Annotated in this window: 21 protein-coding genes; 8 read left to right on the top strand and 13 right to left on the bottom strand. The window is 71.1% G+C overall.

All coding sequences use genetic code 11. The features are described from left to right. Positions 1-152 precede the first annotated feature (152 nt). Genes mca through SKED_RS04025 form a run of 3 tightly spaced genes read left to right on the top strand, consistent with a single transcriptional unit; the run spans position 153 to position 2,204 of the window. Entirely contained in the window at positions 153-1,040 is an 888-nt protein-coding gene (mca, locus tag SKED_RS04015) for a mycothiol conjugate amidase Mca (protein WP_012865843.1), read from the top strand. After that, entirely contained in the window at positions 1,037-1,405 is a 369-nt protein-coding gene (locus SKED_RS04020; protein WP_012865844.1) for a hypothetical protein, read from the top strand. Before mca ends, SKED_RS04020 begins: the two co-directional genes overlap by 4 nt. A gap of 1 nt (position 1,406) precedes the next feature. Next, on the top strand, positions 1,407-2,204 hold the full coding sequence (locus tag SKED_RS04025) for a nitrilase-related carbon-nitrogen hydrolase (RefSeq protein WP_012865845.1): 798 nt from the start codon (positions 1,407-1,409) through the stop codon (positions 2,202-2,204). Positions 2,205-2,231: 27 nt separating this feature from the next. Here the strand turns inward: SKED_RS04025 and trhA are convergent, their stop codons facing one another. Then, on the bottom strand, positions 2,232-3,020 hold the full coding sequence (gene trhA / locus SKED_RS04030) for a PAQR family membrane homeostasis protein TrhA (RefSeq protein ID WP_012865846.1): 789 nt from the start codon (positions 3,018-3,020) through the stop codon (positions 2,232-2,234). Positions 3,021-3,224: 204 nt separating this feature from the next. Here trhA and SKED_RS04035 point away from each other — a divergent pair, with 204 nt between their 5' ends. Both SKED_RS04035 and SKED_RS04040 read left to right on the top strand, forming a co-directional pair. Further along, entirely contained in the window at positions 3,225-3,986 is a 762-nt protein-coding gene (locus SKED_RS04035) for an isoprenyl transferase (protein WP_042437757.1), read from the top strand. Between the two features lie 131 nt (positions 3,987-4,117). Next, the gene (locus tag SKED_RS04040) at positions 4,118-5,296 is read left to right on the top strand and encodes an AAA family ATPase (protein ID WP_012865848.1); all 1,179 of its coding nucleotides are present in this window, start codon (positions 4,118-4,120) and stop codon (positions 5,294-5,296) included. A 25-nt stretch (positions 5,297-5,321) separates the two neighbouring features. Here SKED_RS04040 and SKED_RS04045 read toward each other — a convergent pair whose 3' ends face one another. Genes SKED_RS04045 through SKED_RS04060 form a run of 4 tightly spaced genes read right to left on the bottom strand, consistent with a single transcriptional unit; the run spans position 5,322 to position 10,660 of the window. After that, on the bottom strand, positions 5,322-5,735 hold the full coding sequence (locus SKED_RS04045; RefSeq protein ID WP_012865849.1) for a RidA family protein: 414 nt from the start codon (positions 5,733-5,735) through the stop codon (positions 5,322-5,324). 37 nt (positions 5,736-5,772) lie between these two features. Then, entirely contained in the window at positions 5,773-7,146 is a 1,374-nt protein-coding gene (locus SKED_RS04050) for an alanine racemase (protein WP_012865850.1), read from the bottom strand. Next, positions 7,143-8,819 (bottom strand): N-acyl-D-amino-acid deacylase family protein, encoded by a 1,677-nt coding sequence (locus SKED_RS04055; protein ID WP_012865851.1) that lies wholly within the window; start codon positions 8,817-8,819, stop codon positions 7,143-7,145. The genes SKED_RS04050 and SKED_RS04055 overlap by 4 nt, the downstream gene beginning before the upstream one ends. Further along, positions 8,816-10,660 (bottom strand): beta-N-acetylhexosaminidase, encoded by a 1,845-nt coding sequence (locus tag SKED_RS04060; RefSeq protein WP_012865852.1) that lies wholly within the window; start codon positions 10,658-10,660, stop codon positions 8,816-8,818. The genes SKED_RS04055 and SKED_RS04060 overlap by 4 nt, the downstream gene beginning before the upstream one ends. 214 nt (positions 10,661-10,874) lie before the next feature. Between SKED_RS04060 and SKED_RS04065 the strand changes: the two genes are divergently transcribed. From SKED_RS04065 to hemQ, 3 genes are all read left to right on the top strand, one after another. Next, positions 10,875-11,666, top strand: coding sequence for a zf-HC2 domain-containing protein (locus SKED_RS04065; protein WP_012865853.1), 792 nt, complete (start codon positions 10,875-10,877; stop codon positions 11,664-11,666). Between the two features lie 80 nt (positions 11,667-11,746). Continuing rightward, positions 11,747-12,934 carry a ferrochelatase gene (locus tag SKED_RS04070; RefSeq protein ID WP_012865854.1) on the top strand — a complete coding sequence of 396 codons (1,188 nt, stop codon included), beginning with the start codon at positions 11,747-11,749 and terminating at the stop codon, positions 12,932-12,934. A gap of 25 nt (positions 12,935-12,959) precedes the next feature. Then, entirely contained in the window at positions 12,960-13,712 is a 753-nt protein-coding gene (gene hemQ / locus SKED_RS04075) for a hydrogen peroxide-dependent heme synthase (protein ID WP_012865855.1), read from the top strand. Positions 13,713-13,821: 109 nt separating this feature from the next. On the opposite strand, the gene SKED_RS04080 is transcribed toward hemQ, so the two are convergent. The 8 genes from SKED_RS04080 to SKED_RS04110 form a co-directional block, all read right to left on the bottom strand. Continuing rightward, a complete protein-coding gene (locus tag SKED_RS04080) occupies positions 13,822-15,201 on the bottom strand; it encodes a Glu/Leu/Phe/Val family dehydrogenase (protein ID WP_012865856.1) in 1,380 nt (459 codons plus the stop codon). A 392-nt stretch (positions 15,202-15,593) separates the two neighbouring features. After that, positions 15,594-16,820: an MBL fold metallo-hydrolase gene (locus tag SKED_RS19905; RefSeq protein WP_143755647.1), complete on the bottom strand. Its 1,227-nt coding sequence runs from the start codon at positions 16,818-16,820 to the stop codon at positions 15,594-15,596. 518 nt (positions 16,821-17,338) lie between these two features. Next, a complete protein-coding gene (locus tag SKED_RS04085) occupies positions 17,339-18,394 on the bottom strand; it encodes a LacI family DNA-binding transcriptional regulator (protein WP_012865858.1) in 1,056 nt (351 codons plus the stop codon). A 51-nt stretch (positions 18,395-18,445) separates the two neighbouring features. Then, positions 18,446-19,930 carry a GH1 family beta-glucosidase gene (locus SKED_RS04090; RefSeq protein WP_012865859.1) on the bottom strand — a complete coding sequence of 495 codons (1,485 nt, stop codon included), beginning with the start codon at positions 19,928-19,930 and terminating at the stop codon, positions 18,446-18,448. Further along, positions 19,927-20,841: a carbohydrate ABC transporter permease gene (locus tag SKED_RS04095; protein ID WP_012865860.1), complete on the bottom strand. Its 915-nt coding sequence runs from the start codon at positions 20,839-20,841 to the stop codon at positions 19,927-19,929. The genes SKED_RS04090 and SKED_RS04095 overlap by 4 nt, the downstream gene beginning before the upstream one ends. Then, positions 20,838-21,977 (bottom strand): carbohydrate ABC transporter permease, encoded by a 1,140-nt coding sequence (locus SKED_RS04100; protein ID WP_012865861.1) that lies wholly within the window; start codon positions 21,975-21,977, stop codon positions 20,838-20,840. Before SKED_RS04100 ends, SKED_RS04095 begins: the two co-directional genes overlap by 4 nt. Before the next feature lie 139 nt (positions 21,978-22,116). Next, complete coding sequence (locus SKED_RS04105) at positions 22,117-23,433, bottom strand: ABC transporter substrate-binding protein (RefSeq protein ID WP_012865862.1); 1,317 nt, start codon at positions 23,431-23,433, stop codon at positions 22,117-22,119. Between the two features lie 398 nt (positions 23,434-23,831). Next, complete coding sequence (locus SKED_RS04110) at positions 23,832-24,344, bottom strand: DUF2505 domain-containing protein (protein WP_012865863.1); 513 nt, start codon at positions 24,342-24,344, stop codon at positions 23,832-23,834. Positions 24,345-24,396 lie beyond the last annotated feature (52 nt).

Here is a 24,396-nt window from a genome sequence, read left to right on the forward strand (position 1 = left end):
CGGTGCTGTGACGACGTCGTGGCCCCGACGGGCGGTCGGCGTCGTACATCGATGGGATCATGATCTGTGTTGATTATTGTCGTGAACGGCGCGCAGCCGAAATCGCACGGGCTCGTACCCGTGCGAGCTCACGTGAACCCGAGGAGGACGCGGTGACCACAGCACCGTTGCGGCTCTTGGCCGTGCATGCTCACCCCGACGACGAGTCGAGCAAGGGAGCGGCCACGACGGCGCGCTACGCCGCGGAGGGCGTCGAGGTGCTGGTGGTCAGCTGCACCGGCGGGGAGCGGGGGAGCATCCTCAACCCCAGCTACGGCCGTGACATCACCGACCTCGACGAGATGCGCTCCGTGCGCACCGTCGAGATGGCCGAGGCCGCCCGTGCGCTGGGCGTCCAGCACCGCTGGCTCGGTTTTGTCGACTCGGGCCTGCCCGAGGGCGACCCGCTGCCGCCGCTGCCCGAGGGCTGCTTCGCGCTGACCCCGCTCGAGGACGCGGCCGCGCCGCTCGTGGAGATCGTCCGCGAGTTCCGCCCGCACGTCATCACCACCTACGACCCCACCGGCGGGTACCCGCACCCGGACCACATCATGTGCCACCGTGTCGCCAAGGAGGCCTACGAGACCGCTGGCGACGCCGAGCGCTACCGCGGGCGCGGCGAGCCCTGGACGCCGCTCAAGCTGTACTACAACCACGGCTTCTCGATGGCCCGCATCCGCGCGGTCCACGAGGCGATGCTCGGTGCCGGCCTCGAGTCGCCCTTCGGCGACTGGGTCGAGTCCCGCGCGGCCCGCGAGATCCCCGAGCGCGAGGTCACCACCCGCGTGCCGGTGGCGGACTACTTCGACGCCCGGGACGCCGCTCTCCGTGCGCACGCCACGCAGATCGACCCCGACGGTTTCTTCTTCGCCGTCCCGCGCGACCTCGAGCTCGACGAGTGGCCCTTCGAGGAGTACGAGCTCGCCGAGTCGCGCGTCGCCACCACGCTCCCCGAGGACGACCTGTTCGCCGGGATCCGCCCCCCCGAGGAGACCGCATGAGCACCCCCGCCGCTGCACTGACCTTCGCCGACCCGGCCGTGGCCGCCCAGCTCGGCTACGCGCCGGCCTCGGCACAGACGACCACCGGGGTGGTGGGGACTGCCACGGACCCCACGCCGGCACCGTCGTCGACCGACGGGACGGTGACCGTCCCGACCATGCGCCCCGACCTCGAGGTCACGGACGTGTCTCCCGGGCTCGCCGGGTTCCTCGCGATCTTCGTGGTCGCGGTGGCCGCGATCCTGCTGATGCTGTCCATGACGCGCAAGCTCCGCAAGGTGAACCACTCGCAGGGCGCCGACCCGCAGGCCTCGGCGGTCTTCGACGACCGGATCAGCTCCGACCAGCGCGACACCCGGGGCTGACGTGCGGGTCACGATCGCCCAGCTCGAGGTGAGCGGGGACCACCCCGCCAACCTCGTGGTGGTGCGCCAGGCCGTCGCCGAGGCGCTGCGGGTGTCCGGCGACCTCCTCGTCCTCCCTGAGTACGCGAGCGGCTACGACGCGTCCGGGGTGGGGGTCGCGCACGCCGAGACCCTCGACGGGCCGTTCGTCACGACGCTGCGCGAGCTCACGGCCGGCACGTCGCTCACCGTGGTGGGCGGCATGGTGCAGGCCGCGGCCGACGGCGGTCTGCCCGGCAACGTGGTGGTCGTGGTGCGCGGTGGGGACCTCGTCGGCTCGTACCGCAAGGTGCACCTGTACGACGCCTTCGGGCACCGTGAGTCCGACCGTCTCGCCGCAGGAGACCCCGCTGCCGAGCCGCTCGTCGTCCCGGTGGGCGACCTCCAGGTCGGCGTGATGACCTGCTACGACCTGCGGTTCCCGGAGAGCGCGCGACGACTGGTCGACGCGGGCGCCCAGGTGCTCGTGGTACCGGCGGCGTGGGCCGCCGGTCCCGGCAAGGTCGAGCAGTGGCGGATCCTGGCGCAGGCCCGGGCGATCGAGAACGTCAGCGCCGTCGTCGCCGTGGGGCAGGCGGGCCGGGGCGTCTCCGGGCACTCGCTGCTCGTCGGCCCGGACGGGGCCGTCGCGATGGAGCTGGGCGACGGTCCTGCCTACCGCACGGCCGACGTCGACGCCGAGGGCGTGGTCGCCGAGCGCGACCGCAACCCGTCCCTGGTCAACCGCCGCTACACCGTGGTCCCGAGCACGCCCGCCTGACTCCGCGTCCTGACGGGAGCCGTCACGTCAGCGGACGATGAGGACCGCGACGAGGATGGCCGCGTAGTGGCAGCCGTAGCCGACCACGGTGAGCACGTGGAAGATCTCGTGGAACCCGAACCACTGCGGGCTCGGGTTCGGGCGCTTGAGGCCGTAGACCACCGCGCCGACGCTGTACGCCAGCCCGCCGATCGCCACGAGCCAGACGATCGCAGGGCTGCCGTTGCTCGCGAACTGCGGCATGTAGAAGACCGCGACCCACCCGAGCGCGATGTAGACGGGCACGTAGACCCACCGCGGGGCACCGATCCAGATCATCCGGGCGGCCAGGCCCAGCAGCGCCCCGGCCCACACGGTGACGAGGAGCGTGATCGCCGAGGGCTTCGGCAGCAGCAGGACCGCGAGGGGCGTGCAGGTCCCGGCGATGATGAGGAAGATGTTGGAGTGGTCGGCCCGGCGCAGCGCCGCGTGCACCCGGGGTGACCAGTTGCCGCGGTGGTACACCGCCGAGGTCCCGAACAGCAGGATCGCGGTGAAGCCGAAGACCGCGGTCGACACCTTGCCGGCGACCGGCGGGGCCAGGACGACCAGCAGGATGCTCGCGACGACCACCACGGGGAAGGTCCCGGCGTGGATCCAGCCCCGCAGGCGGGGCTTGATGGCGTCGACGACGGCCTCGGCCGCCTCGGCGACGCGCTCGAGCGGGCTGTCAGGCCCGTCGTGCTCGTCGTGCCTCGCAGCGTCGCGTGCGCCCGTCGGGCCGCCCACGGGGCTGTCCGACGGACCGGGGGCGGGTGCCTGGGAGGTCTTGGCCATGGGGTGCTCCTCAGTGCTCCTCGGTGGTGCGGCGGTGGTGCTGTGTTCGCGGCTGGGACGTCCCCGACCCTAACCTACGGCAACGTAGGTTAGCGTCCGGGCGGCGGTCGTTCCTGTGAAGACATCTTCGCGGAGGCTGCGCATCTCCCACCACCCGCTCCGGTACGGTGGTCGAACATTCCTGTGACCCCCGGAGGAACCCGCGTGCGCATGCCCCACCTGCTCTACGGGCTCTACGAGAAACGCGTCGCCAAGGCCCTCCGCTCCCGCCCGCTGCCGCGGCACGTCGGCGTGATCCTCGACGGCAACCGTCGCTGGGCCAAGTCCTTCGGCGAGCCCGCCGCGCACGGTCACCGGCGGGGCGCGGACCGCATCGAGGAGTTCCTCGGGTGGAGCGAGGACCTCGGTATCGAGGTCGTCACGCTGTGGATGCTCTCGACCGACAACCTCTCGCGCGGGGCCGACGAGCTCGACGCCCTGCTGACGATCATCGAGGACGCCGTCGCCGACCTCGCCCGCAGCCGTCGCTGGCGCCTGCGCGTCGTCGGGCGGCTCGACCTGCTGCCGGAGGACTTCGCCGCTCGTCTGCGCGCCGCGCAGGCGGAGACGGACGACGTCGAGGGCCTCCAGGTCAACGTCGCCATCGGCTACGGAGGACGCCACGAGATCGCCGACGCCGTGCGCGCCTTCCTCACCGAGCGTGCGGAGGCCGGCGACAGCCTCGCGGAGGTCGCGGCCTCGATCGACGTCGACCACATCGGCCAGCACCTCTACACCCGAGGCCAGCCCGACCCCGAGCTCGTCATCCGCACCTCGGGCGAGCAGCGGCTCAGCGGGTTCCTGCTGTGGCAGTCGGCCAACTCGGAGTTCTACTTCTGCGAGGCCTACTGGCCCGACTTCCGCCGCGTCGACTACCTGCGTGCCCTGCGCGCCTACTCCCAGCGCGAGCGCCGCCTCGGCCGCTGACCCACCCCCACCCCGCCCACCCACCCCCACCATGAGGGACCGGGCGCGACCGCGAGGGACCTCCCGGAGACCCTCGCGGTCGCGCCCGGTCCCTCGGGGCGGGTGTCAGTCGGGTCTCGTAGGGTCGGGGGATGATCGAGACCGTCGCCGTCGAGGGGTACCGCACGCTGCGTGAGCTGGTGGTCGAGCTCGGGCAGCTCACCGTCGTGACCGGCGCCAACGGCAGCGGGAAGTCGAACTTCTTCCGCGCGCTGCGCCTGCTCGCCGCCTGCGGGCAGGGGCGGGTGGTGGGTGCGCTCGCCGCCGAGGGCGGCCTGCCGTCGACGCTCTGGGCCGGTCCCCAGCACGGGACGCGTCCGGGTGGTGTCGCCCAGGGGACCCGGCGCACGGCCCCCGTCGCGCTGCGGCTCGGTTTCAGCGGGCCCGACCTCGGGTACGCGATCGACCTCGGCCTGCCGCAGACCGCGCTCGCGTCTCCGTTCGCCCTCGACCCCGAGATCAAGACCGAGTCGGTGTGGTCAGGTGGGGTGCTGCGCACCGCCACGCTCCAGGCGGAGCGGCGCAACGGGCACGTCCGGACGCGCGACGACGGAGGCGGGTGGACGAGCGAGGGGCGGAACCTGCGCACGTCGGAGTCGATGATCGACGAGTTCGTCGACGACACCGGCGCCCCGGAGATGCTGCGCGTGCGCCGTGGCCTGCGCGACTGGCGGTTCTACGACCAGTTCCGCACCGACCCGCTGTCGCCGGCCCGCTCCGCACAGGTGGGCACGCAGACGCCCGTGCTCGCCGACGACGGTGCCGACCTCGCCGCCGCGCTCGAGACGATCCGCTGGATGACCGCCGACGGTGCGCTCGAGCGCGCCGTCGACGACGCCTTCCCGGGATCGACCCTCGAGATCACCTCTGACGCCGGGCTCTTCAGGCTCGCCCTGCACCAGCCGGGCCTGCTGCGACCGCTGTCGACCGCCGAGCTCTCCGACGGCACGCTGCGCTACCTGCTGCTGCTGGCTGCCCTGGGATCTCCGCGACCGCCCGAGCTGCTGGTGCTCAACGAGCCCGAGACCAGCCTGCACCCGGACCTCCTGCCGGCCCTCGCCCGCCTGGTGCTGACGAGCGCCGAGCGGACCCAGACGATCCTCGTGACCCACTCCCAGATCTTGCTCGACTCCCTCGAGGAGGAGCGTCGGGCGCTGCGGTGGAAGCACACGGTCGAGCGGGTGCACCTCGTGAAGTCCCTGGGGGAGACCGGGGTCGACGGCCGCGAGGGCCCGCTCGACAGCCCACGGTGGGCCTGGGCCAAGCGCTGAGCGCTGAGTCGAGCCGGCCTCCGGCTCAGCCGGTGATTGCGAAGGCGTCGATCTCGACGAGCATCTCCTCGCGCGGCAGGCCGGTCATCACCGTGGTGCGGCTGGGCAGCACCCCCGACGGGCAGTGCTCGGACACGAAGGCGCCGTAGGCGTCGTTCATCGCCGAGAAGTCCTCGCGCGTCGTGAGGTAGACGCGCAGCATGACGACGTCGTCGAAGGTGGCCCCGGACGCCTCGACGACCGCCCGCACGTTCTCGAGGGTCCGGGTGGTCTGCGCCGCGACGTCCCCGGGGAACACGTACTCGCCCGAGGCGGGGTCGACCGGTCCCTGCCCGGACACCTGGACGAACGGTCCCTTGCGCACCCCCTGGTGGAAGGTGTGCGCCGGTGCCGGGGCGTGCGGCGTGCTGATCGGGGTCTTGCGGTTCTCGATGCTCATGAGTCCTCCGTGCGGTGGTGGTGAGAGGTGCTGGTGGTCAGAAGTCTGTCGTGACGAGCTCGACCACGTGGTCGTCTGCGTCGACGACGGCCGCCAACCGCCACTTGTCGAACAGCGTGCAGGGGTGCGAGATCCCGAGCCCGACGACGTCACCCGGCGCGAGAGCCGGGGCGCTCCCCGCAGCGGGCTCGACCGTGAGGAACAGGTGCTGGTCGTTGAGGGCGGTGACCGTCGCGTCGTCGAGCGGGACCGGCGGGGCGAGCGTGCCGCGGGCGTCGGCGCGGCGGACCGAGAGCGCGACGGGGAGGTCGAGGTCGTAGGCGAGGTCTCGGCGCCCGGCGCCGACGATCACGAGACCGGGCTCGGGGGTCGAGAGCACCTGCGCCCAGACGACGGCCGCGGCCTGCATCGGGGACGCACCGGGGATGCGCCGCCACGGGTCCATGCGCTCGCAGAACCCGTGGTCGTGCGTCACGTACGCCCCCGAGCGGACGACGACGTCGACCGGGACCGCCGCGCCGTCGGGCCCGGTCAGGTCGCCGGGGAGCTCGGCGACCACCACGTCGAGGAAGGAGCTGCCGCCCGCCGACACGACCACGGGCGTGCCGTCGCGACCGAGGAGCCCCTCGGACAGCAGCATCCCGGCGACGTGGCGCAGCGAGCGGCAGAAGGCGGCGACGCGCGCCAGCTCGTCGGGGCTCGTGCCGCCGGCGGCCGAGCCCTCGTAGCCCGCCACGCCGACCAGGCGCAGGCCCGCGGCGTCGACGGCCCGGGCGACGGCGAGGGCCTGTGCCGGGCCGCGGACGCCGGTGCGCCCGCCAGCCACACCGACCTCGACGAGCACACCGAGCCGCGCACGTACCTGCGGGTCGGCGTCGGCGAAAGCCGCCTCGAGGCGCTGGACGCCGACGGCAGAGTCCACGTAGAGCCACACCTCGAGGGCCTGCCCGTCGGTCAGACCGTCAGCGACACCGGTCCCCGCGTCCACACCCGGACCCGCACCGGCGCCGGCGTCGAGCAGGTGGCGCAACGCGGCCGTCTCGCGCGGGTCGACCAGCTCGTTGGCGAGGAACACCCGCCGTGCGCCCCAGTCGACGACGGTGCGCAGCTGCGCGGGGTTCGCGACCGTCGCGCCCCACGCGCCGTGCGCCACCTGCCGCGCGTAGAGCTGGGGCGACATGGTCGTCTTGACGTGCGGCGCGTGCTGCACCCCGGCCGCGCGGCAGATCTCGGCCATCGTCGAGAGGTTGTGCTCGAGGGCGGCGTCGTCGAGGGTCAGCAGCGGCCAGGAGAACGTGTCGGCCGTGATGGTGGGGTGCGCCGCGGCGACCTGCTCGAGGGACGAGGGCCCCTGGAGCGCGAGGCCCTTGGTCCGGGGGCCGACCGGGGTGGCGCGGGGTGACTCGGTCATGGTCGTCCTGTCTGCTCGGGCACGGCGGCGGCCGCCGCGGTCGGGTGGGGGCGTCGGGCCGGCGGAGACCCGCCGGGGCGCAGCGGCCGGCCCGGGGTCAGACCGGTGAGCCCGCCGTCGGCGAGCACGCGGCGTCCTGCGACGAGGACGTCGGCGATGCCGGTCGCGAGGGTGCGGGGGGACTCGTAGGTCGCGAGGTCGCGGACGGTCTCGGGGTCGACGAGCACCACGTCGGCCGCGGCCCCGACCTCGAGGGTGCCACGGCCGTCCAGCCGGAACCGTCGGGCGGCCGCGGTCGACAGGTGGTGCTGGGCCTGCGACCAGGTCCAGTCGCCCGAGCGCACCTGGGTGAGCAGCCGGGCGAAGGCGCCCCAGCCGCGCGGGTGCGGGCGACCGCCGGCGTAGATCGCGTCGGAGCCACCCATGTGGGCGGGGTGCTCGAGGAGCGTCTGGACCGACGCGGCCGAGTTGCTCGGCGGCTGGGCGAACACGCACCCGGCCCGCAGGCCGGTGCTCACCAGCAGGTCGACGGCCGTCTCGGCGGGGGTACGGCCGAGGCGCCGCGCGACCTCGACGAGGGGCAGTCCCTCGGTCCAGGCGTGCTCGCCCGGGACGGAGGCCAGGGTCACCCGGGGCCAGAGGTCGTCCAGGCCGGAGAGGTGCTCGTGGTGCAGCCGGTCGAGGACGGCGGGGTCGCGCAGCGCGGCGACGGTCCGCTCCGGGTCGGCGATCGGCAGCCAGGTGGGGAGCGCGACCATCGACAGGATCGACGCGCCGCGCAGGTAGGGGTAGGAGTCGAAGGTGAGGTCGAGCCCGGCCTCGAGTGCGTCGTCGACGTATCCCGCGAGCTCGGCCGCGGGCCCGTGGTAGTGCGAGACGTGGGTGGCGACGCCGGTCTCCGCGGCGATCGAGACGAGCTCGGCCATCGCCGTGCCGGCGCGCTCCTCGTAGCCGCGCATGTGGCTCACGTGGGGGAGCCCCCGGGCCGCGAGGACACGGGCGAGGGCGACGAGCTCGTCGCGGCCCGCGTAGGCGGCCGGCACGTACTCGAGCCCGGTCGACATGCCGACGGCGCCGTCGTCGAGCGCGGCCCCGAGTGCACGCGCCAGCAGCGAGGTCTCGGCCGGGGTCGCCGGACGCTCGCTGTCGCCGAGCAGCCCGTAGCGCAGGGTGCCGTGCGGCACGAGGTAGGCGACGTTGACGGCCGTCGTGCCGTCGTAGGTCCCGAGCAGCTCCGCGACGCTGCCGCCGCGGAAGGTGGGGTGGTCGCCGTTGATCGCGGAGAAGTAGTGGCTGGCCCAGGTGAGGGCGTCGGGCTCGGACCCTCCCGAGACACCAGGAGCCGTCGCCTCGGACGCCCGGGCCGACGGCGCGAACGACACCCCGTCCTGGCCGACGACGATGCTCGTCACGCCCTGGCGCAGCATGGCGTGCTGGACCTCGGGGTCGAGCACCGCGGCCTCGCCGTGAACGTGCGCGTCGACGAGGCCGGGGAGCGCGACACGTCCGTGGCCGTCGACGACGTCGACCCCGGTCGGTCGTCGCCCCGAGGGGACGACAGACCGGACGGTCTCCGTCAGGTGCAGGTCGACGGGGCCGGTCAGCCCCGTGGTCGAGGTGGCGTCCGGGAGCCGCACGCCGTGCACCACCGTCTCGACACGCTCGCCCGTCACGCGGGTCCACCGGTCTGGGTGGTGGCGCGCTCGTCGTCCTGCGAGTCGCCCTCGTGCCACCCGCCGGCGCCGGCCCAGCCGGCCGCCGCCATCTCGGCGTCGATGTCCCGCGGGAAGCCCTCTGCGCCCGGGCGGGCCTGCCACGGGTGCGGCCCGTCGAGCGGCCGGTACTCGACCCCGGCGGCGTCGAGGCGCGGCAGGTGCGAGGCCCGCAGCCGCTCGAGGAACTCCTCCGAGGCCTCCGACCCGGGCGCACGGTCGGTCGCGGGGGACCACGCCACCTCGGCGAAGGCCGCGAGCCGCGGGAAGGTCGCGAAGTCGACGCGGCGCGGGGAGTCGAGGTGCTCGGTCCACACCTGCGCCTGGACCCCCGCGAGCCGGCCGGGCGCCTCGTCGAGACCGGGGTGCTCCGCGCGCACCTCGGCCGGCAGCGGGTCGAAGCCGTACACGTCGGCGACCGTCCGCAGGAACCCGACAGGCGTCGGCTCGTCCGGGTGCTCGCCCGCGCGGTGGTCGAGGTAGACGACCTGCTCCGGGGCCATGACCACGTCGTGGCCCGCCTCGATCGCGCGCGCCCCGACGGTGATGCCGCGCCACGCGGTGACCACGGTCTCGGTCGGCAGCGACGGGGTGAAGGCCTCGTCCCACACGACCGGGCGCCGGCCCGCCGCGATCACGTGCTCGCACAGCCGGTCCACGAACCAGCCGTGCAGGTGCCGGGCGTCGGGGAGGCCGAGCGCAGCCGCGCGCTCGGCGATCGCCGGGTTCTCCAGCCACAGCGTCGTCGGCACCTCGTCGCCGCCGAGCGCGACCCACGGCCCGTCGAACACGTCGAGCACCTCGTCGAGGACCTCGCGGAAGAACGCGAGCGTCGCCTCTGACGGGTCGAGCACCTCGGTGCTCACCCCGGAGGTCGTCCGCACTTGGTGTGGCTGCTTGCGCGTCCCGAGCTCGGGATACGCGGCGACGGCCGCCTCCACGTGCCCGGGGACGTCGATCTCGGGGACCACGACCACGCCGCGCTCGCGGGCGTAGGCGACGATCTCGCGCAGGTCGTCCTGGGTGTACCAGCCGCCGTGCGGCTGCCCGTCGGTGAGCCCGGTGCGCCAGGTGCCGACGCCCGTCGCGGTGCGCCAGCCGCCCACCTCGGTGAGGCGGGGGTGGCGCAGCACCTGCATGCGCCAGCCCTGGTCGTCGGTGAGGTGTAGCTGGAGGACGTTGAGCTTGTGCGCGGCCACGAGGTCGACGAAGCGCAGGACGTCGTGGACGGGCATGAAGTGCCGTGCGACGTCGAGCAGCACGCCGCGCCAGGCGTGGCGCGGGGCGTCGTCGACCTCGACGGGCGAGAGCGTGAGTCGCGGGCGCCCGGAGCGCAGGGGCGCGCGGCGCGACGCGTCGGGCCCGGCGAGCTGGCGCAGCGTCTGCGCTGCGGCGAAGGCGCCGGGGAGGTCGTCGGCGTCGACGGTGACCCCGCTGCTGTCGACCGTGAGCCGGTACCCGCCGCCCTGCGGGAGGCTGGTCGCGTCGTGCCGTGCGTCGTCGCCGTCCTGGGGGCTCTCGCCGCCGCGCAGCCGGAAGGTCACCGTGCCCGCAGCAGGAGAAGGTGCGTCGCCCGCAGCGGGCGCGACAGCCGCAGCGGGCGGGTCGCCAGCGACGGTGGTGACCACAGCGACGTCGATCCCCGTGGACGCGGACACCGTGCCCGACCACCACCGGGCGGCGAGGCGCAGGTCCTCGTCGGACCTGACCTCGAGGGTGTCGACGGCGACGAAGGGCGACCCGGAGCGGGTCGTGGCCCGGACGGGGGCGGGGACGAGCCCGAGGTGGTCAGCGATGGTCACCCGTCGAGCCTAGCGAGAGATCAGGGTTTGTCCACCCTCCTGACAAACGTCGGAGCGCGTGACCTCCGTCTCAGCACCCGACGGGTTCCCGCAGCATCACCCGGACCGCACCCGTCAGAGGGGTCCGCATGCGGTTTTCCCTCTGCCGCACACCCCTGTCACCTGGCACTCTGTCTGCACAGGCCGCCGGGGGAGCGCGGCGCAGGAGGGGCGCATGTTCACCGACGTACCGACCGGACGGGATCTCTCCGCCTCGCGCGCCAGCCCGACCGACGCAGCGCTCGTCGACGCCGTCGGCACCGGGGACGTGGACGCGTTCCTCGAGCTCTGGCGGCGCCACCGGCAGGCCGCCTATGCCTTCACGCGCCGCTGGACGTCCACCGACGACCCGGCCGAGACCACCGTCAACCGCGCCTTCAGCGACCTGCTGCTCGAGATCGCCTCGGGAGCAGCCGTCGACGGACCCTTCCGGCTGCACCTCTACCGCAGGCTCTTCGCAGACGAGCCCTGGGACAGCCCCCGCCCGCTGCCGCTCGTCGTCAGCGCCTACGCCGAGCTCTCCCTGACCTCGCGCTCCGTGCTCTGGTACCTCGCCGTCGAGGACGAGGCCCCCGCGTCGGTCGCCCTCATGGTCGGTGTCCCCGAGACGGAGCTGCACGCGCTGCTCCGGGTCGCCCAGGTCGACCTGCGCACTCGGTGGCTCACCGAGATCGTGGAGTCGCCGAGCACCCCGCCCGACTGCGCCTGGGTGGCGCCCCGTCTCGACCTGCGCGCCAGCGGAGCCCTCGCGCCGGCCTCGAACGACCGCTACGACCGCCACCTCGAGCACTGCGAGCACTGCCGAGGCGTGTCCCAGGACCTCTCCGACGTCGGCGGCCTGCTGCGCCGCACCGCGCGGACCCTCGTGGTCGCACGGGAGGACCGCGACGACCGTGAGAGCGGGGTGCGCCACGGCAGCACCGGCGGTGCCGGCGGGACCACCGCGACGCGACGCGGGGCGACCTGACGGACTGTCCCGTCAAACTCACACCGCCGAGCACGCCCTGCGCGGTGGCACCCTCAGGGAGCGGTGCGAAGATGGCAGGCATGGCCCTCACCCCAGACACCGAGGCTGTTCCCGGCACGGCTGCCGCGACCGTCCCCGGCCCCCAGCTCCCCTACGACGCCCTCCTGCTGTACTCCTTCGGAGGCCCGAACAAGCCCGAGGACGTCGTCCCGTTCCTGCGGAACGTCACGGCCGGCAAGGGCATCCCCGACGCCCGCCTCGAAGAGGTCGGCGAGCACTACTACGGCTTCGGCGGCAAGAGCCCCATCAACGAGCAGAACCTGGCCCTCCAGGCCGCTCTCGAGGGTGAGCTCGCAGCCCGCGGCATCGACCTCCCGATCGTCTGGGGCAACCGCAACTGGGAGCCCTACACCCGCGACGCGGTCGAGCAGCTCAAGGAGATGGGCGTCCAGCGCGCCGTGGCCCTCGTCACGAGCGCCTACTCCTCGTACTCCGGCTGCCGCCAGTACCGCGAGGACCTCGCCGTCACCCTCGAAGGCCTCGGCGACCTTGGCCCGGACGGCTCGCGCAGCGTCCAGTTCGACAAGGTGCGCTCGTACTTCAACCACCCCGGCTTCGCCCAGGCGAACGTCGACGCGGTGGTCGACGGCTACCGTGCGCTCGCGGAGAAGGACGGGGCCGAGCTCGCCGCTGCTGCCCGTCTGGTCTTCGTCACGCACTCGATCCCCGACACCATGGAGGCTGCCTCGGCCGTCTCGGGTGCCACGTACTCCGAGCAGCACCTCGACCTCGCCGCCGTGGTGGCCGCAGAGGTCTCGGCGGTCCTCGGTCACCCGGTCGAGTGGACCCTCTCGTACTGCTCCCGCTCCGGCCCGCCCAGCCAGACGTGGCTCGAGCCCGACGTCAACGACCACCTCGGCGAGCTGGCCGAGGCGGGGGTGAGGTCCGTCGTGATCTCGCCCATCGGCTTCATCTCGGACCACATGGAGGTCGCCTACGACCTCGACACCGAGGCGATCGCGACCGCCGCCGAGCTCGGCCTCGCCGCCGTGCGTGCGGGCACCGTGAGCACCCGCGCACCGTTCGTGTCCGGCCTCGTCGACCTCGTCCTCGAGCGGGCCGCCCTGGCCCGCGGCGACGAGATCACCGAGCAGACCGTCGGCGCCCTGCCTGCCTACAGGTCGATCTGCCGGCCCGGCTGCTGCCGCCGCCGTGACGGCGAGGACAGCGGCGTGCCCGCGCTGTGCTCAGAAGCCCTGAACTCCTGACCTGCGACGAAGAGAGCCCCACGCCATGAGCGACCAGCACCTGCACCACCGTCCTGACACCGGCGAGACCGTGCCGACGGGCGACATCAACGAGGCCGTCCGCTACACCATGTGGTCCGTCTTCTCGACGGTCCAGACCCTGCCGACCGACGCCGACGAGCGCGCCGGGCTGGTCGACGCGGCGCTCGCCGCCGTGGGCGGCGAGGACTCGGGTATCGACACCGAGCTCACCGTCCGCGGCTGGTACGACGTCGGCGGCCTGCGCTCCGACGCCGACCTCATGGTGTGGTGGCACGGACCCTCGATCGAGTCCGTGCAGGGCGCCTACCAGCGCCTGCGGGCCTCGGACCTCGGACGTCATCTCGAGCCCGTGTGGTCGAACGTCGGTCTGCACCGCCCGGCCGAGTTCAACCGCGGGCACGTCCCCGCGTTCATGGCCGACGAGACGCCGGAGAAGTACATCTGCGTGTACCCCTTCGTGCGGTCGTACGAGTGGTACCTGCTGCCCGCCGACGAGCGCGCGACCATGCTGCGCGACCACGGCGTCGCGGCCGCGGGCTACAAGGACGTCCGGGCCAACACGGTCCAGGCCTTCGCCCTCGGTGACTACGAGTGGCTCCTCGCCTTCGAGGCGTCCGACCTCGCCCGCATCGTCGACCTCATGCGCGACCTCCGCGCGACCGAGGCGCGCCTCCACGTCCGCGAAGAGGTCCCCTTCTTCACCGGACCGCGCACCGACCTGCACGCCTGGGCCGACCGCCAGCCCCTCGGCGACTGAGAGACGGCGTCGCCTCGGCGACTGACCTCCCCATGAGGGACGGGGCGCGACGGCGAGGTACCTCCTGAGGTACCTCGCCGCCGCGCCCCGTCCCTCGGGGTGGGAGGTGTCAGGGGTAGAGGCCGCGGATCTGGTGCGCCTCGGCGACGCGTCGCACGCCGATGACCAGCGCTGCGTCGCGCAGCGTGATGCCCTGGGCGCGCGAGGTCGCGGCGACCTCGCGGAAGGCCGAGTGCATGCGGTCGGCGAGCTTCTGCTCGATCTCGTTGGCGTCCCACCAGTACGTCTGGTTGGACTGGACCCACTCGAAGTACGAGACGACCACACCGCCGGCGTTGGCGAGGATGTCGGGGACGACCACGACGCCCTTGGCCGCGAGGATCCGGTCGGCGTCTGCGGTGGTCGGGCCGTTGGCGCCCTCGACCACGAACCGGGCCCGGACGGTCGGGGCGGTCCGGGAGTCCAGGACGCCGTCGATGGCGGCGGGGACGAGCACGTCGACCTCGAGCGCGAGGAGCGTGTCGTTGTCGACGGGGTCGGCGCCCTCGAAGCCGACGACCGACCCGGTGGCGGCGACGTGGTCGAGGAGGCGCGGGACGTCGATGCCGGCGGCGTTGTGCAGCCCGCCGAACTGGTCGCTCACGGCGACCACCCGGGCGCCCTCCTCGGCGAAGATCGACGCGGCGTGGGCGCCGACCTTGCCGAAGCCCTGGATCGCGACGGTCGCGCCGGTGACCTCCTCGCCGACCTCGGCGAGCGCCGAGATGGTCACGTGCACGACGCCTCGCGAGGTGGCGGTGGCGCGCCCGAGGGAGCCTCCGACGGCGAGCGGCTTGCCGGTCACGACGCCGGGGATGGTGTAGCCCTGGCTCACGGAGTACGTGTCCATGACCCAGGCCATGGTCTTCTCGCTGGTGCCCATGTCGGGTGCCATGATGTCGCGCTCGGGGCCGATCATCGGCATGATCTCGCTGGTGTAGCGACGGGTGACGCGCTCGAGCTCGCGCTCGCTGTAGCCGGCGGGGTCGATGCCGACGCCGCCCTTGGCACCGCCGTAGGGCAGGTCGACGACGGCACACTTCCACGTCATGAGCATGGCGAGCGCGCGAACCTCGTCGGCGTCGACGCTCGGGTGGAACCGCAGCCCGCCCTTGCCCGGCCCGCGCGAGACGTTGTGCTGCACCCGGAAGCCCTTGAACAGCTCGACCCGGCCGTCGTCGCGTCGCAGCGGCACGGCCACGTTGATCTCGCGGCGGGGCGTGGCGAGCATCTCGTGGAGGCCCTCCTCGTAGCCGAGGATCTCCACGGCACCGGCGAGCTGGCCCAGGGCGTTGGCCCAGGGGACGGACGCGGTCGCCGGCACGGCGAGGCCTGGCCGTGCGGACGCCACCGGTGGCCTCTCGGGCGAGCTGCTGCCTGGGCGCTGCTCGGGGCTGTCGTCCTGCTGCTCGGTGTCGTGGGCTGCCGCTGCCGTGTTCTGGGTGGACATCGTCGGTGGTCTCCTCGCTGTCGGTGAGCGCCGTTGTGCGGCACGTCACAGACCAACCTACCTGTCAGCCGCACCTTCACGCTCGGGTCTTGTTGCGTCGCGGTTCTGCACACCCGCCCTGAGTCGATCGAGACATTCTCGACCTGACTCTAGGCTCACTGTCGCAAAAAAGTGAGAAAATAAAGCGTTTGTCAGTGTCGAATAATCATCCATCCGGCAAGGCTTCGCATTCTGCGGCCTAAGTTGTGGTGGCTTTCGTCCAAGGTGCATTTGTGCAGCTCTTGCGTAAATAATTGGTTGACATACTGGTTCGCTAAGCTGGTGCGAATTCCACAATATTCACTCCCAGAACATCTCTTACCCCGAGATGCTGGCAGGCGATGCCAATCGTTTCAAGGTTGATAGAAGATGGCGAAAGACTCCGTCAAGCGCGAAGGCTCCTCGACCCCTACGACTTTCGTCGTGGCTCCCGCCTCATTGGCCTCCAGGAGAACTTTCAAATGTGGATGGTCGTAGGCTCCGGAAGCGCTGAATACCAGGGTTGGTCGGTACCCAGAGCCTCCCCCGAGTCCATCGAGCAAACTGACGTTCCAGTCTAGGTGGGAGCCGTGATGGGCTGGCGCGAAGGTCCCAACCCGCTTCTTCCTTTCCTTAAAGACTGCATTCACGTGCGCCCTACGGGCCTTTGATCGAAGATTGGCGTCGCCAAGGCCCAAAAACCCCGGGCGATCGCCCGAGACGAAAACATCCTCAAAGGGGGGGCATGCTGTGGAACGGCGTGTAAGGGTTGAGCACCATCCCGCCACCGGAGGGCCAGAATAAAGCATGAGAGAACTGAGGTTCCTCGTGAAGGATCTTCCAACTTTTCGGATCGCGAGCCGATATGCATCCGCTAGGTCGGCCGGTCTAGTCTGCACCAAGCGTGCTATTTCTCTTGAGTCGTGAAGATCGACTTCACGTGCGATCGCGCCGGCCTTCACGAGCTCGCCAGCGAAATCCTTCATCACGGAGGTGGATTGTTGCGACTGGGCGTACCGCCATTCCCAGACCACGTCGCCGTCTCTTGAGATCGTAGCCAGTTTGGTGGAGATTTCGAGGTCGACATGGGCCGTGGTGTTGCCCTGGTCTGAGTCGATATCTCTGATGGGCTTCCGCTCTTCGTGCAAGGGCTCGCCAGCATCTCCTTCGTCGCCGCCTTGCGGTTGCGTAGGAGGGATGAAAAAAACCCCCGTGGCGCCGAGTGCACGTAAGGCGGCATCCGGGTCAGTGATAAAAGATCCATAGAAGGACCCGATTGGGCGCCCAGGTGTTCTGTCTAGAAGTGACCTCGAGTAGAGGAGTAGGCGGTCCGGTCCTGGAATCATCGGCAGAACAAACTTTGTCACCCGTACCCTTTGGGTAAGCTCTGGAATTCCGGACACATGATCCTCGTCAAAGTGCGAGATGAACATGATGTCAACGCCAGCGTCCCGCAGGTCGAGCTGTTTTCCGAACTCGCCGATCTCTCGAGTTAGTGCGGCCCGGTTGGCTGGTCTGTTGATTGACCCGCAATCGTAGACGTAGACGCTTTGACTCTCATCAGTATCGATAATGCCGCTGTGGAAGAACCCATTGCCCACCGCCCATTGTGTTCGAGATGCGAATAGACGCTGCATTGGTCTCCCCTTGACATTCCGACACCTCGATGCAATTGGCGGAAAGGTGTACGTGGCTTCCGAGTCTCCCTCTCGGCTTGATGAGTACCATACATGGTGTGGGGGAATTTTCCTCGAGGGTGAGAGTTTTTCGCCCGCTTGATGGCTGGTGTAGGAGGGAGGTGCGGGTGATGACCATGAGCGCCCGTTGCCGATGCGAGGGGGTGGCTTCGAGGTCTCGCGCTCTACGAGGCCGGACGTTTAGCTTTGGGTCTAGCGTGAAAATCCTAGAGGACTCTTGACGATGAACGTCGGCACCCGACTCCAAGCACATCGGGGAAGTCCTGAGATGCTGACGCTGCCCGAAGGCCTCAGGTTGCTACTTGGGGGTTGGCGTGGGTGCCGCTGACACGGTGCCCGACGTCCCTTTTCGTGGGCGTGCTGTTGGGGCAGATGCGGGCGGAGAACCATAGCCGTGAGACCGAGGAAGGTCGAAGAGCAATTCAGCTCGACGCGCGCTCGACGAGCACCGGGGCGAGCACGAAGTGCCCGTCCTCCTCGATGATCGGCGGTGCGTCGCCGTCACCGCCCACCAGGGTGTCGGGGGAGAGCGCGCCGAGGGTCACGAGGAGCTCTTCGGTCGCATGCCGCGCCATGCGGACCACGGGGTTGGCGATGGTGGTGAGCGCGGGGACGGTGTCGTCGGCGACGCCGAGGTCGTCGTAGCCGATGACGGCCACGTCGTCGGGGACGCGGCGGCCGTGGGCCGCGAGGGTCTGGAGCGCGCCGCTGGCCATGAGGTCGGACGCGGCGAACACGCCGTCGATGGTCGGGTCCTCGGCGAGGACCTGCTCCATGGCTGCGGCGCCCGTCGCGGTGGTGAAGTCGCCGCGGACGACGGGGCCGGGCTCGAGCCCTGCGGCGCGCACGGCCTCCTCGAAGCCGGCGAGCCGGTCCTCGCCCGAGGTCATGTCGGCAGGTCCGGCGATGTGCGCGATGCGGGTGCAGCCGCGCCGCAGCAGGTGCTCGGTGGCCATGCGTCCGCCGGCGACGTTGTCGACGTCGACGAACCGCAGCCCCGGGAACGGGTGGAAGGGGCGCCCGACGAACACGGCGGGCAGCCGGGACGCCTCGATGGCGCCCTCGAGGTCGTCCTTGCGGTGGTGCGAGACGACGATCGCGCCGTCGACGTGGCCGTTCCGCAGGTACTGCGCGATCCGCCCGGCGGACTCGTCGAGCTTGGCGATGAGCAGCACGAGCTGGAGGTCGGAGTTCTTCAGCACGGAGTTCATGCCGCGCAGCGTCGCCGCGAAGAAGGGGTCGTTGAGGAACCTCTCGTCGGGCTCGGGGACCACGAGCGCGACGGAGTTGGTGCGGCGGGTGACGAGCGACCGCGCCGCCCGGTTCGGGACGAACCCGAGCCGGGCGACGGCGTCGTCGACCGCGGCCTGCGCCTCGGAGGAGACCCGCGAACCGCCGTTGATGGCGCGTGACGCGGTCGAGCGTGACACACCGGCGGCCAGGGCCACCTCTTCGAGTGTCGGTACCTGCGAGCTCATCGGATCTCCTCGTGGCCCGTGAGGGCCGTGCTGCGGGTGGGGCTGGGTGCCTCAGCCGCGGGGCGGGACGGTGTTGGTGCTGGCGACCTCGCCGTACCAGGCACCGCTCGCCTTGACCGTACGTTCCTGGGTCTCATAGTTCACCCGGACGATGCCGAAGCGCTTGTTGTAGCCCCAGGCCCACTCGAAGTTGTCGAGCAGCGACCATGCGAAGTATCCCGCGACGTCGGCCCCCTGGGCGATCGCGGCGTGCGTGGCGCGCAGGTGCTGGTCGTAGAACGAGAGCCTGTCCTGGTCGTCGACCTGCTCGTCTGGGCCGGCGACGTCGTCGTAGGCGCAGCCGTTCTCGGTGACGTAGAGGCGCATGCCCTTCGGTCCCGTGTACTCCTCGTGCATGCGCACGAGCAGGCGGGTGAGGAGCTCCGGCTGGATCTCCCAGTCCATGTCGGTCACCGGCGCGCCCGTGGGGTGCCAGTAGACGCCGTCTGCCGCGGGCCACGGTGCGGAGGTCTCGCGGGTGACGGGGGCGTCGCCGTGGAGCTCCTCGGTGGGGGCTGCGGGCGTCTTCGAGACGCTCTCGCCGTGGTAGTAGTTCACGCCGAGCGTGTCGATCGGCGTCGAGATGATCTCGAGGTCCCCGTCGTGCACGTGCTCGAGGAACCCCTCGGCGAGCCCGAGGTCGTCGAGGTCCTGGAGGAGGTCGACCGGGTAGGCGCCGTGGAAGACCGGGTCGGCGAAGACCCGGTTGAACTGCGCGTCGATCCGGCGTGCGGCGTCGACGTCGTCGGGGTTGGTCGGGTCGACCGGCTCGGCGACCGTGAGGTTGAGCGTGAGCCCGAGGTTCGCCTCGGGAGCCCGGGCACGCAGCTCCTGGGTGGCGAGGCCGTGGCCGAGCAGCAGGTGGTGCGCGGCGGCGAGGCCGTCGGGTCGCGACTGGCGGCCGGGCGCGTGCACCCCGGCGGTGTAGCTGAGGAACGACGAGCACCACGGCTCGTTGAGCGTCGTCCACACGCCGACCCTGTCGCCGAGCGCCTCGTGCATCGTCACGGCGTACTCCGCGAAGAGGTACGCGGTGTCGCGGTTCGCCCATCCGCCCTGGTCCTCGAGGGCCTGCGGGAGGTCCCAGTGGTAGAGCGTGATCCAGGGGAGGATGTCCCGCTCGAGGAGCGAGTCGACGAGGCGCGAGTAGAAGTCGAGCCCCTTCTGGTTGACACCGGCGGGGCCGGCGACGCCGTCCGGGCGCACGCGGGCCCAGGACGACGAGAACCTGTAGGCGCCGATGCCGAGGTCCTGCATGAGCCTCGTGTCGTCGGCGTAGCGGTGGTAGTGGTCGCAGGCGACGTCACCGGTGTGGCCGTCGAGGACGGCGCCGGGCACGCGGCAGAAGGTGTCCCAGATGGAGTCCTTGCGGCCGTCCTCGCGGGCTGCGCCCTCGATCTGGAAGGCCGCGGTCGCGGCGCCCCAGACGAAGCCCTCGGGGAAGACGAGCGGCGTGCCGGTCGTGGACGGGGCGGGGGTAGGGGTCACGGACGTCATCCCTTGACAGCTCCTTGCATGATGCCGGCCACCAGCTGGCGGCCCGCGAAGATGAACACGAAGATCAGCGGCAGCGTCGAGAGCAGCACGCCGGCCATGATGAGCGAGTAGTCCTGGAAGTAGTTCGCCTGGAGCTGCTGGATCACCATGGGCAGGGTGGGGTTGGACCCGTTGAGGATGATGAACGGCCAGAAGAACGCGGTCCAGCTCCCGATGAAGGTGAAGAGCGCGAGCATCGCGGCGGCGGGGCGTGCGGCGGGCATGGCCACGTGCCAGAAGGTGCGGATCATCGACGCGCCGTCCACGCGGGCCGCCTCGATGAGCTCGAAGGGCAGGGCGTTCTCGAGGTACTGCGTCATCCAGAACACGCCGAAGGCGGTGACCATGCCGGGCACGATCACGGCGATGAGCTTGCCGGACCAGCCGATCTCGGACATGACGATGAACAGCGGGACGATGCCGAGCTGGGTCGGGATCGCCATCGTCGCGATGACGAACACGAGCAGCGGTCCGCGGCCGCGGAAGCGCAGCTTGGCGAAGGAGTAGCCGGCGAGCGTCGAGAAGATCACGACGGACAGCGACTGCAGCACGGCGACGATCAGCGAGTTGAAGAAGCCCTTCCACAGCGGGATCGCGGAGTCGAACACCCGCTGGAAGTTCTCGAGCAGGTTGCCCTGGGGGATGAGGCTCGGGATCGGGTTCTGCGAGATGGTCAGCTGGTCGGAGGACCCGAGCAGGAACACGTAGAGCAGCGGGTAGACCGAGACGAGCAGCACGACGGACAGGATGGTGTAGGTGACCCACCCGGGTCGGCGGTCGGCGCCGCCGACCTTGTTGCGGCGGCGCTTGGCGGCGCTGCGGGCAGCGCCCTTGCCGGCGGTCTGGGCGATGACGGGGACTGAGGTGCTCATCGCGTGCTCCCGGTGGTCGTGGTGCCGTCGTCCGGCAGGTCGTCTGGGTGGTACGTCGTCGTCGGCGGTGCTGCCGGTGCCGCGACCCCGGTGGGGCTCAGCGGCGCGGCGGGCGCCGGGGGAGTCTGCGGCGCGTCGAGCAGGGCCTTCTTGGCCGAGCGCTTCACGGCCCTCGCCCCGGACGACGAGATGCGCCGGGTGATGAGGAAGTTGATGATCCCGATGACGACGATGATGACGAAGAGGATCCACGCGACCGCTGCGGCGCGGCCGAAGCTCTTCTGGTTGCCCCAGCCGAGCTCGTAGATGTACATGGTGAGCGTCATCCACTGCCGGTCGGCGCCGCCCATTCCCGAGGGGTCGAACATCCGGGGCTCGTCGAAGATCTGCAGACCGCCGATGGTCGAGGTGATGACGACGAAGATGATGGTGGCGCGCAGCTGCGGCACGGTGATCGAGAAGAACTGGCGCAGGCGGCCGGCCCCGTCGATGATCGCGGCCTCGTAGAGCTCGCGGGGGACCGCCTGCATGGCGGCCAGGAAGATGAGGGTGTTGTAGCCCGTCCAGCGGAAGTTCACCATGGTCGCGATCGCGAAGTGGCTGGGCAGGATCTCGGCGTGCCAGCGGACCGGGTCCATGCCGAAGATGTCGAGGACGGCGTTGATCGTGCCGGACTGGTCGGCGAACAGGCGGCCGAAGATGAGGCCGACGGCGACGGGGGCGACCACGTAGGGCAGCAGCACGCCCATGCGCCAGAAGGTGCGGGCGCGGATGTTGGCGTCGAGGAGGGCCGCGAGCACGATCGCGATCATCACCTGCGGGACGGACGAGAGCAGGAAGATCGAGAAGGTGTTGCGCAGCGCCTTCCAGAAGTTCGGCTGCTGGAGCACGTCCGCGTAGTTCTTGAGGCCCACCATCTCGCCCTGCCCGATGAGCAGGTTCCAGTCGTGGATCGACACCCAGGCGGTGTACACCAGCGGGAAGAGGCCGGTGATCGCGAAGAGCACGAAGAACGGCGAGATGTACAGGTAGGGGGAGAGCTTCACATCCCACTTGCCACGCTGCTGGCGGAAGGCGATCCGACGGGGTGTGCGCTCCTCGTCGGTCGAGGGCTTGGGTGGGGACAGGACAGCCATGGGGTTCCTCCGGGCGGACGCCGCAGCAGGGCGCGGACGGGCAGTGTGGCGTGAGCGCGCCCGGGCGCGCTGCCAGACCGTGCGGTCTGGTCAGCGGCGCCCGGCGCGTTCGTTCAGGCGGTCAGACGCGAGGTCTGGGTCAGAAGCCGAGGTTGTTGAAGTCGGAGACCGCCTGGGTCCACGCCTCGTCCGGCTGCTGCGTCTGCTCGACGTCGACCCGCTTGAGCGCGTCCTGGACGGCCTGGTGGATCGCGAAGTAGTTCTGGCCCTTGAACGGCGGGACCGGGTTCACCGCGTTGGAGCGGTTGATGAAGATCTGGCCGACCGGGGCGTCGTTGAAGAAGTCGTTCGTGGCCGAGGTGAGGGTCTCGTCCTCGTAGGCCGCGACCTGGCTCGGGAAGGTGCCCGCGTTGGCGAAGGCCTTGATCTGCTGCTCGGGGGCGGTCAGCCACAGGGCGAGCTTCTTGGCCTCCTCGACGTTCTTGCCGGCCTTCGGGACGGTCAGGAAGGACCCGCCCCAGTTGCCGCCGCCGCCGGGGAAGACGTCAGCGACGTTCCAGCCGTCGACGCCGCCAGCGCGCTCCTCGATCGGGCCGGTCATCCAGGCGGGGCAGAGCATCGTGGCGAAGCCGGAGTTCTGGAACGCGGCGTCCCAGTCCGGGGACCACTGGTCGAGGTGCGCCGAGAGGTCGGGGGCGACCGCGTTGATCGAGTCGTAGATGCCCTTGACCTCGGTGTTGGCCGAGAGGTCCGTGGGCTCGCCCGTGGTGGGGTCCTCGTAGGCCGCGTCGACCTGGCCGATCATGCCCTGCATGATGGCGAGGCTGGAGTCGTACCAGGCGGTGTCGCTGGCGCCGACGAACTGCTGGCCCACCTGGAAGTACTCGTCCCAGGTGGCGTCCTCGCCGCCGAGCAGCTCGGCGACCTCGGCGGGGTCGGTCGGCAGACCGGCAGCCTCGAAGAGGTCGGAGCGGTAGCAGATGGCCGCCGGGCCGATGTCCGTGCCGAGGCCGATGAGCGTGCCGTCGGACGCGGTGCCCTGGGCGAGCTTCCAGTCGACGTACCGGCCCTCGACCTCGGGGTCGGAGAGGTCGGCGAAGGCGGTCGAGATCATGTCGAGCTCGGGCATCCAGTCGACCTCGATGCCCTCGATGTCGGCGAGGCCGTCACCGCCGGCGGCGAGCTTGGTCGTGAGGTTCGAGCGGGCGTCCTCGGTCTTGGCGGCCTTCGTGTGCTTGATGACCACGTTGGGGTTGGCGGCCGTGTACTCGGCGAGCAGCTCGTCGGTGTAGCCGAAGTTGTTGAACGTGGCGATCGTGAGCTCGACCTTGCCGTCGGCGTTGGTCGAGGTGCCTTCGGCGTCGCTGTCGCTCGAGCAGGCGGAGAGCGCGAGCGCCATGATCGAAGCGCCGGCGACCACCGTGGTCAGGCGGCGCGAACGGGGGTTGCTGAACATTCTGCAGACTCCTTCGTCCACGTGCGGCTGCGGTGCCGCGCGTGCGTGTCAAGGGACGGTCGGGCTCTCCGTGGGTGGGGAGACCGTCGAACCTGCATGTGGAGGGCGCCCGTCGGTGGGAACGCTCCCATGCGTCATGGATGATCATGGTGGGATCGCTCCCACACGTCAACGACCAGATCGGGTGAGACCTCGGTCACGACGGTGCGAGACGACGTCGTCGCAGGTCAGGGCGTTGCGCCGTGGCAGGAGGGATGCCGAATCGTTATCTGGGAGGGCCGTCTCGACGCACGACGACGCCGCCACCGCGGGCGTCGACCCGTCTGGAGTGCAGGTCGGTGCGCTGTGCGGTGACGGCGTCGGGGACGGTGCGTCGTGGGTGAGGTCCGGGGGCCGGGTCAGGCCTCGGGGTGGTCGGCGACCCACCCGGCTGCCGTGGCGGCCTCGGAGGTGAGCGCCTGGCGGATCGCCTCGGCCGCAGCCTTCTCGATGCTGGCCCCGAACAGCGGCACCGGTGACTTGATCTCGCCGTCGTAGGTCATGGTCGACCCGCCCTCGGCGGGGACGAGGGTGATCGAGCCGGTCATCCGCACGGGCGCCCCGGTGATCTCGACCGAGACGGTACCGAAGCGGCGGCCGTCGGCCCCCTCGGTGGGCTCGGCCCACGCCTCGGTCTGCCGGATCTCGAGCTCTGACCCGACGAAGGACCGCGCCTGCGCGGGGATCTGGTCGCTCGGGATCACGCGGCGCACGGCGGAGGTGAAGCTGCCGTCGGTCCCGACGGTCACGTCGACGCTGAGCACCCCGGACCCGGCCTCGGCCGCCTTGTGACGGATGAAGGCGGGGTCGTTGACCAGCCGCACCGCGGCGTCCGTCGCCAGCGGCAGGTGCAGGGTGATGCTCGTGTGCATGTCGGACGCGCTCCTTCGCCGTGACGGGTGGGGTCGAGCCTACCGAACAGCG

This window comes from Sanguibacter keddieii DSM 10542 (assembly GCF_000024925.1).
GTDB classification, from domain to species: Bacteria; Actinomycetota; Actinomycetes; order Actinomycetales; family Cellulomonadaceae; genus Sanguibacter; species Sanguibacter keddieii.

Excerpts from the sequence above, each read along its gene's own strand:
- SKED_RS04020 (WP_012865844.1), top strand. The coding sequence starts at position 1,037 with ATGAGCACCCCCGCCGCTGCACTGACCTTCGCCGACCCGGCCGTGGCC.
- trhA (WP_012865846.1), bottom strand. The coding sequence starts at position 3,020 with ATGGCCAAGACCTCCCAGGCACCCGCCCCCGGTCCGTCGGACAGCCCC.
- SKED_RS04040 (WP_012865848.1), top strand. The coding sequence starts at position 4,118 with ATGATCGAGACCGTCGCCGTCGAGGGGTACCGCACGCTGCGTGAGCTG.
- SKED_RS04045 (WP_012865849.1), bottom strand. The coding sequence starts at position 5,735 with ATGAGCATCGAGAACCGCAAGACCCCGATCAGCACGCCGCACGCCCCG.
- SKED_RS04050 (WP_012865850.1), bottom strand. The coding sequence starts at position 7,146 with ATGACCGAGTCACCCCGCGCCACCCCGGTCGGCCCCCGGACCAAGGGC.
- SKED_RS04065 (WP_012865853.1), top strand. The coding sequence starts at position 10,875 with ATGTTCACCGACGTACCGACCGGACGGGATCTCTCCGCCTCGCGCGCC.
- SKED_RS04070 (WP_012865854.1), top strand. The coding sequence starts at position 11,747 with ATGGCCCTCACCCCAGACACCGAGGCTGTTCCCGGCACGGCTGCCGCG.
- hemQ (WP_012865855.1), top strand. The coding sequence starts at position 12,960 with ATGAGCGACCAGCACCTGCACCACCGTCCTGACACCGGCGAGACCGTG.
- SKED_RS04080 (WP_012865856.1), bottom strand. The coding sequence starts at position 15,201 with ATGTCCACCCAGAACACGGCAGCGGCAGCCCACGACACCGAGCAGCAG.
- SKED_RS04085 (WP_012865858.1), bottom strand. The coding sequence starts at position 18,394 with ATGAGCTCGCAGGTACCGACACTCGAAGAGGTGGCCCTGGCCGCCGGT.
- SKED_RS04090 (WP_012865859.1), bottom strand. The coding sequence starts at position 19,930 with ATGACGTCCGTGACCCCTACCCCCGCCCCGTCCACGACCGGCACGCCG.
- SKED_RS04095 (WP_012865860.1), bottom strand. The coding sequence starts at position 20,841 with ATGAGCACCTCAGTCCCCGTCATCGCCCAGACCGCCGGCAAGGGCGCT.
- SKED_RS04100 (WP_012865861.1), bottom strand. The coding sequence starts at position 21,977 with ATGGCTGTCCTGTCCCCACCCAAGCCCTCGACCGACGAGGAGCGCACA.
- SKED_RS04105 (WP_012865862.1), bottom strand. The coding sequence starts at position 23,433 with ATGTTCAGCAACCCCCGTTCGCGCCGCCTGACCACGGTGGTCGCCGGC.
- SKED_RS04110 (WP_012865863.1), bottom strand. The coding sequence starts at position 24,344 with ATGCACACGAGCATCACCCTGCACCTGCCGCTGGCGACGGACGCCGCG.